The sequence below is a fragment of the Streptomyces sp. NPDC006294 genome (assembly GCF_042870895.1).
Lineage (GTDB): Bacteria > Actinomycetota > Actinomycetes > Streptomycetales > Streptomycetaceae > Streptomyces.
This window is the reverse complement of record NZ_JBIAHV010000010.1, coordinates 311160-324297: the sequence shown is the minus strand read 5'-3', so window position 1 is coordinate 324297 and position 13138 is coordinate 311160. Positions and strand designations below refer to the sequence as shown.

Genomic DNA, 13138 nt, shown 5'->3' with positions numbered 1-13138 from the left:
GACGGGGTATCAACATATCTGGCGTTGATTTTTGGCACACTGTTGAGTTCTCAAGGAACGGACGCTTCCTTTGTACTCACCCTCAGGTCTCCCTGCGGGCTTTCCTCCGGGCGCTTCCCTTCGGTCTTGCGTTTCCGACTCTATCAGACTCTTTCGTGTCCGATTTCCTCGGTGCTTTCCGGCCTTTCGGCCTTCCGGCGGTTCCGACTCTATCAGACTCTTTCCGGGCCTGACTCCCAGTCAGCGGGAGTTGTCTTCGCGGCCGTTGGGCCGTTCCGACGAGTGAGACTTTAGCGAATCGTCGGCCGCGACGCTAATCGGGGCCGGCGTCCTTTCGAACGCTGATTCTTCATTTCGCAAAAGTGCACGAAAGACAAGCGACACGGAATGTCGCTCGTCTCGAAGTGGTCTTGCGAAGTGGCTGCCCGGGGCCGACCGGAGTCGGTGCTCACGTCGGGCAACCCGGAGAACACTACGGATGCCGGTTCCTGGTGTCAACCTGCCCCTGGCCTGCCCCTGAGCGGTAGCCTGTGCGGCATGACATCGCGCATGTGCCTTCTTCAGTGGTGGGCCGCCTGACGGCGGCCGGCACCTGCGCATGCACTCACGGCCGCCGCCTCGGCGGCCGTTCTCGTCTCTCCCTCCTCAGGGGGTCCGGCCGCTGGGCGCGGCGGCTCCGATCAGGAGACGGAGTACGGAATGAAGCGGATCTTCAGCGGGATCAAGCCGACGGGGCATCTGACCCTCGGGAACCACCTCGGGGCCCTGCGCGGATGGGTCGAGACCGACCAGCACCGGGCGGACGCACTGTTCAGCGTCGTCGACCTGCACGCGCTCACCGTCGAGCACGATCCCGCCCGGGTACGCAGACTCAGTCGGCAGGCGGCGACGATGATGCTCGCGGCCGGACTGGACCCCGAACTGTGCACGATCTTCGTCCAGAGCCATGTGGACGAGCACGCCCGGCTGTCGTACCTCCTCGAATGCACGGCGACCGACGGCGAGATGCGGCGCATGATCCAGTACAAGGAGAAGAGCGTCCGGGCGCGCGCCGCCGGACAGAGCGTGCGGCTGTCTCTGCTGACGTACCCGGCGCTCATGGCGGCGGACATCCTGGCCTACGGCGCCGACGAGGTGCCGGTGGGCGAGGACCAGACCCAGCATGTGGAGCTGACACGCGATCTGGCCCTGCGGTTCAACCAGCGCTACGGGCACACGTTCACCGTGCCTCGTGCCACGCGTCCGCCGGTGGCGGCCCGCGTCATGGATCTCCAGGACCCCACGTCGAAGATGGGGAAGTCCCACGACTCCGGGGTCGGGATCATCTATCTGCTCGACGAGGCCGATGTGGTCCGCAAGAAGATCATGCGGGCGGTCACGGACACCGAACCGGATGTCGAGTACGACCCGTCGTCCCGTCCCGGCGTCGCCAATCTGCTGGAGATCCTGGCGGCCTGCACGCAAGAGGAGCCCAAGGAGCTGGCCGGTGCCTACACCTCTTATGGCGCCCTCAAGAAGGACACGGCCGAGGCGGTCCTCGAACTGCTGCGTCCCATCAGGGAACGGCACGCCGAGCTCGCGGCCGATCCGGGACACGTCGACGAGGTCCTGAAGAAGGGGGCCGAGCGGGCCAGGGGGATGGCCCGTCCGACGGTGGACGCCGCGTACCGGGCGATCGGACTGCTGCCGGCGGGGTGAGGAACGCACTTTGGGACCGGCGGCGCGGGCGCGGTCGGTCCCCCGGGCAGCGACCGGGCAGTCAGGGCATATGACAAGGTCGGCCGGTGGGCGTGGCGCCGGCCCGGCGGTCCCGTGCAGAGTCACTGCGCACGCAGTACCGCCGATGTGCCGCCGATTCCGTGGGCGGACGGTCCCGGTCCGGCTCCTGCGCCGGTCCCACCTCACCAACGCGCCGCCGCCCACAGTATGTTGAAGGTTCGTCACCGATTGTGGCCTCGGGGTCCGGTCTCCCGCCAGGGCGGCCGGACCCCGGCGCGTCCGGCAACGGTCGGGCGTCCACGGGGAAGAAGAACATGATGCGGATGGAAGACAACACGGTCCGGCTGCCGCTGAACGAGGCGGCGTGGATCCGAGCCGTACGGACGGACCCGGTGGCCCAGGCGCTGGAGTCCACCGGGTACGACGTGTCCGTCGAGGCGCTGGACGGCGAGGTCGGCACGGCGCCCGACTGGGCCGCCGGCGACGAGGAGGAAGCCGCGGCCGCCGCGCGGCTCGGGCTGCGGCTCTCCCTCGCCTACCGGCTCGGCCGGGGCCCCGGCTCCACCCTGCTGTGCACCGCGCGGATCTGGCTTCCGCAGGCGGCGACGGCGCCGCACGACCCGGCCCTGTGGCCGCTGCGCCGCTGGGACCAGCCGCTTCAGCTCGTCGACGATCTGCGCTGCCGGATGCCGTACGCCCAGGAGCGCGCGCGCTTCGGCCTCCGCGCCGGCGAGCCGGTACCGGTGCTGGAGCTGGAGCGGACCGGAGTGACGCTCACAGGTCACGTCACCGACCGGATGCTGCTGGTGCTGCCGTCCGACCGGGTCACCCTCGGCCAGGGCGCGCTGCGCCGCCGCCGCAGCACCGTGCCGGTCGGCTGACCGGGCAACCGCGGCGCCCGCCCACAAAAAAGACCGCTCGTCCTTTCCTTTTCCGGAAAACGGACGGGCGGCTTTTTTATGCGCGGTCGACCTGACGGGGTCGCCCGGATACTTTCCGGGATTCACCGGCACCTGATGGAAAAGCGGGACGACTTTGTCTGATGAATGTGGCGTTCGCATCATGTGACGAAGTTCCGGGGCCCGCTTTGACCCTCCTAATTCCCGCGCCCAGACTCGAGTTGGGTTCGATTCTCGGAAATCCAGGGTGGGTTGGGAATCGATTCACCGGTGGCAGGAACCGATGGAGAATTCTCACGAGGGAGGTCCTGGGTGACGAGCAATACGATCTCGGCAAGGCCGGCCGTATTCGGAGAAGCACTTCCTGACAGCGAATGGCAGCGCTGGCGGAAGCTGCCGGCTCTGCAGCAGCCCGAATGGGAGGACGCCGAGGCCCTCGCGGAGGCGACGGCCGAACTGGCCCGGCGGCCCCCGCTGGTCGCGGCCGAGGAGATACGCACCCTCGGCTATCTCCTGGCAGAGGTGGCCGAGGGTCTGCTTCACGTGGTCCAGGCGGGCGACTGCGCCGAGGACCCTCTCGAGTGCCAGCCCGAACACGTCATACGCAAGACCGCGCTGCTCGACGCCCTCGCCGGGATGATGGCGCTGCACTCGCTGCGGCCGGCGGTCCAGGTGGGGCGGATGGCGGGCCAGTTCGGCAAGCCGCGCTCCAGCTCCACGGAGGTCGTCGGGGGTGTCGAACTGCCGGTCTACCGCGGCCACCTGGTCAACGCGCCCGAGGCCGACCCGGAGCTGCGCAGGCCCGATCCGCGCCGGCTGCTGTCCGGGCACGACGCGGCGGCGACGGCGATGGACGCCCTGCGGTCGCGGTCGGTGCGTTCGCTCTCGCCGGTCGACGCGCCGGTGTGGACGAGCCACGAGGCGCTGGTGCTCGACTACGAGCTGCCGCAGCTGCGGCGCGACGAGGAGGGCCGGCCGGTCCTCACCTCGACGCACTGGCCGTGGATCGGTGACCGGACCAGGCAGCTGGACGGCGCCCATGTCGCCCTGCTCGCGTCCGTCGCCAATCCGGTGGCGTGCAAGGTCGGCCCGACGATGGACCGCGACGGGCTGCTCGCGCTGTGCGAACGGCTCGACCCGGACCGTACGCCCGGCCGGCTGACGCTCATCTCGCGGATGGGCGCCGACCGGGTCGGCGAGCGGCTGCCCGGGTTCGTCCACGCGGTCCGGGAGGCCGGGCACCCGGTCATCTGGCTCTGCGACCCGATGCACGGCAACACCGTCGGTTCCCCCGACGGTTTCAAGACCCGCCTCGTCACCACGGTGATCCGTGAGGTCGAGGAGTTCCAGAAGGCCGTCACCGAGGCCGGGGGCACGGCGGGCGGGCTGCACCTGGAGACCACGCCCGACGAGGTCTCCGAGTGCGTCCACGACGCCTCGCAGCTGGACCGGGTCGGTGACAAGTACACGAGCCTGTGCGACCCGCGGCTCAATCCGGACCAGGCGCTGGAAGTCGCCGCCGCCTGGCGGATCTAGACCCGCGGCGCGAAGGCGCAGCACGAAGAGCAGACACGAAGTACGGCGAACACAAGAACGGTGGCACAAGAACGCCGCACGAAGAACGCGACGACTTGAAGGCACGACCGTTCGAGCATCCACGTTCGGCGCACGACGTATCACCACGCGACGCGGTACCCGCGTAGGGCGCGGGAAAGGCACGACGCACGACAAAGACCCCGTTGCGACTCCGCAGCAGCAAATGGCGGCGGTTCGCCGGGATTTCGGTGCGGCATCGCGCCGCATCACCTGTTCCGGCGGCCCGGCCGCCGCAATCCCCCGAGCTTTGGGACCACGATGATTGCCGACAAGACGGAAAAGAAGGTCGCCCTCGTCACCGGTGCCGCCGGTGGCATCGGCGAAGCAGTGGTGCGCGCTCTGGCGGCCGATGGCACCGCGGTCGCCATGGTCGACCGGAACGTGGAGCCACTGGAGGAACTGGCCAAGGAACTGCGCGCGGTGGGACAGGTGGCCGAGGCCTACCCCGCGGACGTCACGGACAGCGCGGACGTCGACGCCGTGGTGGCGGCGGTCGAGCAGCAGCTCGGCGGCATCCAGTACCTGGTGAACGGCGCCGGCGTGCTCCGCCTCGGCAAGGCGAAGGCGCTCAGCGACCAGGACTGGGCGACGACGTTCGCGGTGAACACCAGCGGGGTCTTCTTCGTCTCCCGCGCGGTGGTCAACCGCATGGTCGAGCGCGGCACCGGCGCGATCGTCACCGTCGCCTCGAACGCCGCGGGCACGGCACGCGTGGACATGTCCGCGTACTCCGCTTCCAAGGCCGCCTCGACCATGTTCACCAAGGTCCTCGGCCTGGAGGTGGCCCGCTACGGCATCCGCTGCAACGTGGTCGCGCCCGGCTCGACCGACACGCCGATGCTGACCTCCCTGTGGGACGACGGCAGCGCGGCGCGCTCCTCGATCGACGGCGTCCCCGGCGCCTTCCGCGTCGGCATCCCGATGGGCCGGCTCGCCCAGCCCTCGCACGTCGCCGACGCGGTGCTGTTCCTCCTGTCCGACCGTGCCGCGCACATCACCATGCACGACCTCACCGTGGACGGCGGTGCGGCGCTCGGTCACTGATCGACCGTCACTCAACAGCCGAGAGGAAGATCCGGATGGCTCTGCCCACGATCAGCCCCTACCCGATGCCCGGTCAGGGGGACATGCCCGAGAACATCGCGCGGTGGACCGTGGACCCGCATCGCGCGGTCCTGCTGATCCACGACATGCAGAAGTACTTCCTGCGGCCCTTCCCGGCCGGGGAGTCGCCGGTGACCGACCTGGTCCGCAACGCCACCGCCCTGAGGGAGCGCTGCGCCGCCCTCGGCATCCCGGTGACGTACACCGCCCAGCCGGGCGGCATGACGGACGAACAGCGCGGCCTGCTGAAGGACTTCTGGGGCCCGGGGATGACCGTGGACCCGGAGCACAGGAAGGTCGTCGACGGACTCGTCCCCACCGAGGGCGACACCGTCTTCACCAAGTGGCGCTACAGCGCCTTCTTCCGTACCGAGCTGCTCGACCTGCTGCGCGGCTCCGGCCGGGACCAGCTCATCGTCTGCGGTGTGTACGCGCACGTCGGCATCCTCATGACGGTCACGGACGCCTTCACGCACGACGTCCAGCCGTTCCTCGTCGGCGACGCCATCGCGGACTTCTCGCACGACCACCACCGGATGGCTCTGGACTACGCGGCGCAGCGCTGCGCCATGACCGTGACCACCAAGACGGTGCTGTCCCAGCTGGGGCAGGCCGGGGACGGCAGGGGGGACCGATGACCGACGACGGAACGCTGGCGCTGGTCCTCGCCGCGGACCCGCCGCCGTTCGCCCTGCTGCACCGCCCCGAGGCGGGCGGCGCGGACCGGGTCGACGTGCTCATCGGCGAACCGGTCGCGACGGCGGTCCTCGCGGACGTCCCGACCAGCGGCGGCGTCCGGATGGCCGGCACGGGCCGCGCCGAGCACGAGGCGCTGGTCGTGGTGCCGTACCGGCAGATCACCGAGCGCGGCTACGCGGCGGCCGACGACGGCGCCCCGCTGATCACCCTGTCGGTGCGCGACCAGGAGTCGCTGGAGCTGCGCGAGGTGCTCGACCGGCTGCCCGACCTGCCGATCGACGTGTCGGACGGCCGCTTCGACGTCGACGACGCCGCGTACGCGCAGACCGTGCGGGAGATCCTCGCCGACGAGATCGGGACCGGTGAGGGCGCCAACTTCGTCATCAGGCGGTCGTTCGTCGCGGACATCACCGGCTGGTCCCCGGCGACCGCCCTGACCTTCTTCCGGCGGCTGCTGGAGGGCGAGCGGGGCGCGTACTGGACGTTCGTCGTGCACACCGGCGACCGTACGTTCGTGGGCGCCAGCCCGGAACGGCATGTGAGCCTGCACGGCGGCACCGCCGTGATGAACCCCATCAGCGGCACCTACCGCTACCCCTCCACCGGTCCGACGCTGGAGGGCGTGACCGCCTTCCTCGCCGACCCCAAGGAGGCCGACGAGCTCTACATGGTGGTCGACGAAGAGCTCAAGATGATGGCGCGCATCTGCGACGGCGGCGGGCGGGTGGTGGGTCCGTACCTCAAGGAGATGGCCCGGCTCGCGCACACCGAGTACTTCATCGAGGGGCACAGCACCCGCGACCCGCGCGAGATCCTGCGGGAGACGCTGTTCGCCCCGACCGTCACCGGCAGCCCGCTGGAGAGCGCGGCGAAGGTGATCGCCAAGTACGAGCCGCAGGGCCGCGGTTTCTACAGCGGGGTGCTGGCGCTCATCGGCCGGGACGCCGACGGCGGCACCACCATGGACTCGGCGATCATGATCAGGACCGCGGAGATCTCGGACACCGGCCGGGTCACCATCGGCGTCGGCGCGACCCTCGTCAGGGACTCGCGGCCGGAGTCGGAGGTGGCGGAGACCCGGGCCAAGGCGTCCGGGCTGCTCGCCGCGCTCGGCGGACGCGAATCCGGGCTCTCCCGGCACCCGGACGTGCTGGCGGCGCTGGACCAGCGCAACCGGTCGATCTCGGCGTACTGGCTGGAGGAGCCCGGCGCGCGGCAGCGTGCGGAGCCCGCACTCGCCGGCAAGCGGGTGCTGGTGGTCGACGCGGAGGACACGTTCACCGGCATGTTGGCGCACCAGCTGCGGTCGCTGGGCATGGAGGTGACGGTCCGGCGCTTCGACCAGGAGTACACCTTCGACGGCTGCGACCTGGTCGTGCTCGGGCCCGGCCCCGGTGATCCGCGCGACACCGGGCATCCGAAGATCGCGCATCTGCACGGCGCGGCCCGGGAACTGCTGGCGCGGGGCGTCCCGTTCCTGGCGGTGTGTCTGAGCCATCAGGTGCTCAGCACGATCCTCGGTCTCGACCTGGTGCGCAGGGAGCGGCCCAACCAGGGTGTGCAGCGGAAGATCGATCTGTTCGGGCGGCCCGAGCAGGTCGGCTTCTACAACACGTTCGCCGCCCGCAGCACCACCGAGACCGTGCGGCCCGAGCTCGTCGGCGCACCGGTCGGCGTGAGCCGGGACGCGGTCACCGGTGAGGTGCACGGGCTGCGCGGACCGGGCTTCCGCTCGGTGCAGTTCCATCCCGAGTCGATCCTGACCGAGGACGGCGTGCGGATCGTGCGCGATCTGCTCGCCCCCCTGACGGCCGACTGATCCAGGGCAACCCCGCCCCGGTCGGCCTGCCGGTCCGGCACCATCCCCCGCTGCCGGACCGGCACTCTCGGTGCGCCGCGGGCGCGGTGTTCCCCCTCCCCGGAACATCCGCCCGCGGCCGCCGCACCCCCCACGCACTCACACCCCCACACTCCCACGCATTCCCGCGCATCTTCGGACAACAGACCTGACACAGGCGGGTGTTCACCGCCGAGGAGGACAGCCATGCATGCCGTAGTCGTCTGGTGGGAACTCGCCGGCACCGGTCGCACCATCGCCGATCTGCGCGACTTCCTCAGGGACGAGGCCGTGGACCGGTTCGCGGCCGTGCCCGGACTGGTGCTCAAGACGTGGATCTCCGACGAGGCGACCCAGCGCTGGGGAGCGGTCTTCCTGTGGGAGTCCGCGGCGGCCGCCGCCCAGCCGATCCCCACCCGCGCCGCCGAGATCATCGGCGCTCCGCCCGGCCACCGCCACGCCTTCGACGTGGAGGCCACCGTCCAGGGAGTGCACACCCTGGACTCGCTCTCAGGACACGGTCTTGCCTTCGCGTCCTGAGAGCCGCCCGGCCGCCGTGCTGATCGGCGCGCCCGGCGCGGGGAAGACCACGGTGGGCCGGCTGCTCGCCGCTCTGCTGGGCACCGGCTTCCGGGACACGGACGCCGATCTGGAGGCGGCCTCGGGCACCTCGATCGCCGACATCCTGAACGGCGCGGGCGAGGCCCACTTCCGGCTGCTGGAACGGGCGGCGGTGCACCGCGCGCTGGCCCGGCACGACGGTGTGGTCGCGCTGGGCGGCGGGGCGGTCCTGGACACGTCCGTGCAGCAGGCGCTGCGCTCGCACACCGTCGTCCATCTCGCCGTACCGCTGGAGCAGTTGCTCCGACGCGTCGGGAACGCGGCGAGCCGGCCGCTGCTCGCGGACGATCCGCGCGGCCGGCTCGCCACCGCTCTCGGCGTACGCACCCCGATCTACCGCAGGCTCGCCCGCCACACCGTGGCCGTGGCGGCCGGCGAGCGCCCCGGCGAGGTCGCCGGACGGATCGCCACCCTGCTGTCAGGTCGGTCCCCGCAGCGGTCCGTACGACATCCCCTACGTGAGTCCCAGCGAGCGAAGGAGTCCGCGTGAGCGTCACCCTTGAAGCGACCGTGCCCGCCGCCACCGAGGCGCTCCGCGGGCCCGTACGCGTCCGGGCCGGTGGTGAGCGGCCGTACGACGTGCTGATCGGCGCGGACGCCGCCGCCGTGCTGCCGGAGCTGGTCCCGGACACGGCGCGGACGGTCGCCCTCGTCCACGACGAGGCCCTGAGCTGCCAGGTGCGGTCGGTCCGTGCGGCGCTGGAGGCCACCGGCCGCCGGGTCGCCGTGCTGCAGATCCCGCGGGGCGAGGCGGCCAAGCAGATCGGCGTGCTGGCCGGTGTGTGGTCGAGGTTCGCGGCCGCGGGCATCACCCGTACCGACGCCGTGGTCGGTTTCGGCGGCGGCGCGACCTGCGACCTCGCCGGGTTCGCGGCGGCGACCTGGCTGCGCGGGGTGGCGCTGCTCCTGGTGCCCACGACGCTGCTCGCCATGGCCGACGCGGCCGTCGGCGGCGGCACCGGGATCAATGTGCCCGAGGGCAGGAACCTGGTCGGCGCCTGCCATCCGCCGGCCGGGGTGGTCTGCGATCCGGCGCTGCTCGCGACGGTGGGCGACGAAGGGCACCTCGGGGGTCTCGCCGAGGTGCTCAAGGCCGGGTTCGTCGCGGACCCGGCCGTTCTCGATCTCGTCGCCGCCGATCCGGTGCGGGCGGCGCGAGCCGGTGACCCGCTGGTCACCGAGCTGATCGAGCGCGCCGTACGGGTGAAGGCCGACGCGGTGGCCGAAGAGCGCGCATGGTCCCTCGAGTACGGGCACGCCCTGGGGCGTGCGATCGAGCGGGTGGAGCGCCATCGCGCCCGGCCGGGGCACGCGGTCGCCGTCGGCATGGTGTTCGCCGCCGAACTGGCCCGGCTGACCGGCTCGCTCGACGACGCCGCCGTGGACCGGCACCGCGGGCTGCTCCGTGCGATCGGGCTGCCGACCTCGTACCCGCTCGACGCCTGGGGCGCGCTGCGTGACGCCCTGCGGACGGGGCCCGGGGACGCGGAGCCGCGGTTCGTCGTCCTCGACGGGATCGGCCGGCCCGCGGTGCTCGACGACCCGTCGTCCGAGCTGTTGGACGCGGCCTACCGCCGGACCGGCTCCTGACCGTCGGATACAGCACGACCGGTACGGGTTGAGGCCGATACAGACACGCGGTGAAAAACGACTGACAAAAAACCGACCGTCTTCCTTGTTTGCAGGCCCCTGGCGAGAGGGCCCACAGGGACCCTCCCTGGGGCCCGCACCTGCGATTTCGCCCCGGTGGACCACACAACCCGCTGCATATGCCACAGATCCGTCACCGGGACCTGACGGAGTGTCGTTGGCCTGTTTCGGTTAAAAACCGACTGCGTGGTTTGGTATGGTCGTTGAGTTGGCCAGGTCATCGACTCCCCGGCGTGCCCGGAAGGAGCGGCGGACCGGTCGCATCCAGGGGAAGGGGACCCTGTGGAAGGCACCAAGGACAGGGAAGGACGACCGGACATCGCCTGGGGCGATGTCGCCGACGACTTCGTGACGGAGTTCTCGAAGCGCATGCTCACGTCACTGCCCCGGCGCGATCAGCGGGAGCGTGGCGAGTGGTACATCTCCGGGCTGCTCTCGATCCCCGGACGCAAGTCCATGCGGTCGATCGCCTCGGTGATCGGCGGCGGCGCGGCCGAACAGCGGCTGCACCACTTCATCAGCAAGTCGTCCTGGGACTGGCTGCCGGTACGCAGGGCCCTGGCCGGCCACCTGGACCGGACGCTGCTGCCCCACGCCTGGGTGGTGCGGCCGATGTTCGTCGTCAAGACGGGCGAACACACGGTGGGGGTCGAGGAGTCCTTCGTCCCCCAGCTGGGCCGGGTCGTCAACAGCCAGAAGTCGTACAGCGTCTGGCTGGCCAACGAGGAGCAGAGCGCACCCATCAACTGGCGGCTTGTCCTGCCCAACGACTGGCTGCAGGACAAGGAGCGGCGCAAGCGCGCGGAGATACCGGACGGCGAGGGCGAGTCCGACCCCGGCGCCGTCGCCCTCCACACGGCCCTGGAGCCGCTGCGCGCCTGGGGCCTGCGCTGCCGACCCGTGGTGATGGACGTCCGTGATCACGACGCGGGCGAGTTCGCACGGAACTTCGCCCGCAAGGGCATCCCGTTCGTGCTGCGCATCGGCGCGACGACGCTGCTGCTGCCGAACGAGACGCTGTCCACGGGACACGGCGACCGGCTGCTGCAGGCCCAGCAGTTGATCGAGTGGGTGAAGAAGGCGTCCCGCCAGGTGGGCTGGATCGACCCGCACGGCTCGATCAACCGCTCGGCGCTCGTGACCGGCACCAAGGTCACCCTGCCCGGGCCGGGCGGAGGGCTGCCGCTGCAGTTGGCGGGCGCCTGGTCGGGCTGGGAGCGGCAGCCGGGAGAGCTGTGGCTGACCAACCTGACCGACGCGCCGCCGGCCGTGCTGCTGCGGCTCGGGAGGCTGACCGAACGGGTCGAGCACGACTTCGGGCAGATCGGCACCCGGGTCGGCGTACGGGACTTCGAGGGCCGTACGTTCGGCGGCTGGCATCGCCACGTCACGCTCAGCTCCGTGGCGCACGCGATCGTGACGATCTCGGCCGCGCGCCGGCAGGGTGAGCGCGGCGAACGGAGCCTGATCCGCACGGCGTAGCGCACGCCCGGCCGGTCCCGCCCCTCGTGGGAGTCCCGTAGTGGGAGTCCCGTCGTGGGAGTCCCCTAGGGAAGGTCCCGCCGTGGAGGTTCCCCGCCCCGTACGCCTGCGGGCACGGGAGGCGTCCCGGGCGACGTGCGGCGGAGAGGGGCGTGCGACGCCGGCGGGCCGGGGCGGGCAGGCCCCGGGTCCGCCGCGTCCCCCGCGCGGAGGACCGCTGTGCCCGGTACGGCTGTGGACCCCGCCGGAGTCGCCGGCCTGCCGCGTCACGCCGCCCGGCGGTCGAGCTCCGCCGTCATCGCCCGGCGCATCGCCTCCATGGGCAGGTCCGAGCGGCCGGTCATCAACTCGACCTGCGCCGCGGCCTGATGCAGCAGCATCGCGTGGCCGCCGACCGCCCGGGCGCCGCTGAAGCGGGCCGCCCTGGCGAGCCTCGTCGGCCAGTTCGTGAACGCGACGTCGAAGATGTCGGCCCCGCCGCGCGCGATCGCCGCGGCGTACGGATCGGCCGCGCCGGCGGGCAGCGTCGAGACGACGAGGCCCGCGCCGCTCAGCGCGTCGGGCAGTTCGTCGAAGGTGAAGTAGCGCACGGCTACGCCGAGCCTGGTCGCGGCCGCGCACACCTGGCCGCCGCGGATCCTTTCCCGTACGACGACCGGGATCTCGATCTGTCCCAGCTCCTTCAGCGCCGCCAGCGCCGAGCACGCGGTGGCGCCGCCGCCGAGGATCACCGCGTCGGGCCGGCTCGCGGCCAGACCCTCCTCGCGCAGTGCCGTGACGATGCCGCGGACGTCGGTGTTGTGGCCGTACCGTCGGCCGTGGCGCAGCACGACCGTGTCCGCCCCGCCGACGTCCAGCGCCAGCGGGGTCACCTCGTCGACGAGCGGCAGGACCCCGCGCTTCAGCGGCACGGTCAGGGACAGCCCCGCCCAGGAGTCGTCGAGCGAGTCCAGCAGCTCGGGCAGCCGCTCCTCGTCGCATTCGAGGGCCGTGTAGGACCAGTCCAGTCCGAGGGCGGCGTGCGCGGCGCGGTGCAGGACGGGTGAGAGGGAGTGCGCGACGGGGGTTCCCAGAACCGCGGCGTGCTGCCGCCGTCGGTGTCCGGGACGGGTGCGCTGCCGGGGGGAGGGGAGAGCGGTTCTCATATGAATGCTCCTTGTCGGATCGGCCGAGGGGAAGACGACGACGATCACGGAGTGCAACGGACGGCCGCCACGGGATGCACCCGGGGTCAGGGGTGCGCGACCGCTCCGGGGGAGGGAGAGAGCGTGGCCACGCGGATTTCCGGCTTCCGCTATCTGACTCAGCGTGACGGAAGATGCGTGACGGGGGCACCCACCGCCGGATACTTCGTCAGAAGGCGAGCCCCGCCCGGCCCGGGCGTCCTGACGAAGTCGCCCCGCGTTCTGGCCGCGTGCGGCCGGTCGGCGGCAGTGTGCCGGGCACCGCGGGAGCGCCACTCGGCCTGCCCCGACGGGCCGTCACACGTGACGAAATCACCCCGCGTCGTTTGAGGGCCGGGCGGCCGCCG

The 13138-nt window shown here is 71.4% G+C and carries 11 protein-coding genes; 10 read left to right on the top strand and 1 reads right to left on the bottom strand.

All coding sequences use genetic code 11. The features are described from left to right. Positions 1-699 precede the first annotated feature (699 nt). The 10 genes from trpS (at position 700) to ACFYOP_RS20395 (ending at position 11607) form a co-directional block, all read left to right on the top strand. The gene (gene trpS, locus ACFYOP_RS20440) at positions 700-1698 is read left to right on the top strand and encodes a tryptophan--tRNA ligase (protein WP_356897786.1); all 999 of its coding nucleotides are present in this window, start codon (positions 700-702) and stop codon (positions 1696-1698) included. Between the two features lie 344 nt (positions 1699-2042). Beyond that, a complete protein-coding gene (locus ACFYOP_RS20435; RefSeq protein ID WP_356897787.1) occupies positions 2043-2600 on the top strand; it encodes a hypothetical protein in 558 nt (185 codons plus the stop codon). 330 nt (positions 2601-2930) lie between these two features. After that, positions 2931-4154 (top strand): 3-deoxy-7-phosphoheptulonate synthase, encoded by a 1224-nt coding sequence (locus ACFYOP_RS20430; RefSeq protein WP_356897788.1) that lies wholly within the window; start codon positions 2931-2933, stop codon positions 4152-4154. A 318-nt stretch (positions 4155-4472) separates the two neighbouring features. Then, the gene (locus tag ACFYOP_RS20425; protein ID WP_356897789.1) at positions 4473-5258 is read left to right on the top strand and encodes a 2,3-dihydro-2,3-dihydroxybenzoate dehydrogenase; all 786 of its coding nucleotides are present in this window, start codon (positions 4473-4475) and stop codon (positions 5256-5258) included. Between the two features lie 35 nt (positions 5259-5293). Further along, positions 5294-5956, top strand: a complete 663-nt coding sequence (locus ACFYOP_RS20420) for an isochorismatase family protein (protein ID WP_356897790.1) — start codon at positions 5294-5296, stop codon at positions 5954-5956. Then, complete coding sequence (locus ACFYOP_RS20415) at positions 5953-7836, top strand: anthranilate synthase family protein (protein WP_356897791.1); 1884 nt, start codon at positions 5953-5955, stop codon at positions 7834-7836. The genes ACFYOP_RS20420 and ACFYOP_RS20415 overlap by 4 nt, the downstream gene beginning before the upstream one ends. Before the next feature lie 225 nt (positions 7837-8061). After that, positions 8062-8394 carry a hypothetical protein gene (locus tag ACFYOP_RS20410; protein ID WP_356897792.1) on the top strand — a complete coding sequence of 111 codons (333 nt, stop codon included), beginning with the start codon at positions 8062-8064 and terminating at the stop codon, positions 8392-8394. After that, a complete protein-coding gene (locus ACFYOP_RS20405; RefSeq protein WP_356897793.1) occupies positions 8378-8965 on the top strand; it encodes a shikimate kinase in 588 nt (195 codons plus the stop codon). Before ACFYOP_RS20410 ends, ACFYOP_RS20405 begins: the two co-directional genes overlap by 17 nt. Beyond that, positions 8962-10065 (top strand): 3-dehydroquinate synthase family protein, encoded by a 1104-nt coding sequence (locus ACFYOP_RS20400; RefSeq protein WP_356897794.1) that lies wholly within the window; start codon positions 8962-8964, stop codon positions 10063-10065. Before ACFYOP_RS20405 ends, ACFYOP_RS20400 begins: the two co-directional genes overlap by 4 nt. A gap of 342 nt (positions 10066-10407) precedes the next feature. Then, positions 10408-11607, top strand: a complete 1200-nt coding sequence (locus tag ACFYOP_RS20395; RefSeq protein WP_356897795.1) for a transposase — start codon at positions 10408-10410, stop codon at positions 11605-11607. Positions 11608-11873: 266 nt separating this feature from the next. Here the strand turns inward: ACFYOP_RS20395 and ACFYOP_RS20390 are convergent, their stop codons facing one another. Next, complete coding sequence (locus ACFYOP_RS20390; protein ID WP_356897796.1) at positions 11874-12752, bottom strand: shikimate dehydrogenase; 879 nt, start codon at positions 12750-12752, stop codon at positions 11874-11876. Positions 12753-13138 lie beyond the last annotated feature (386 nt).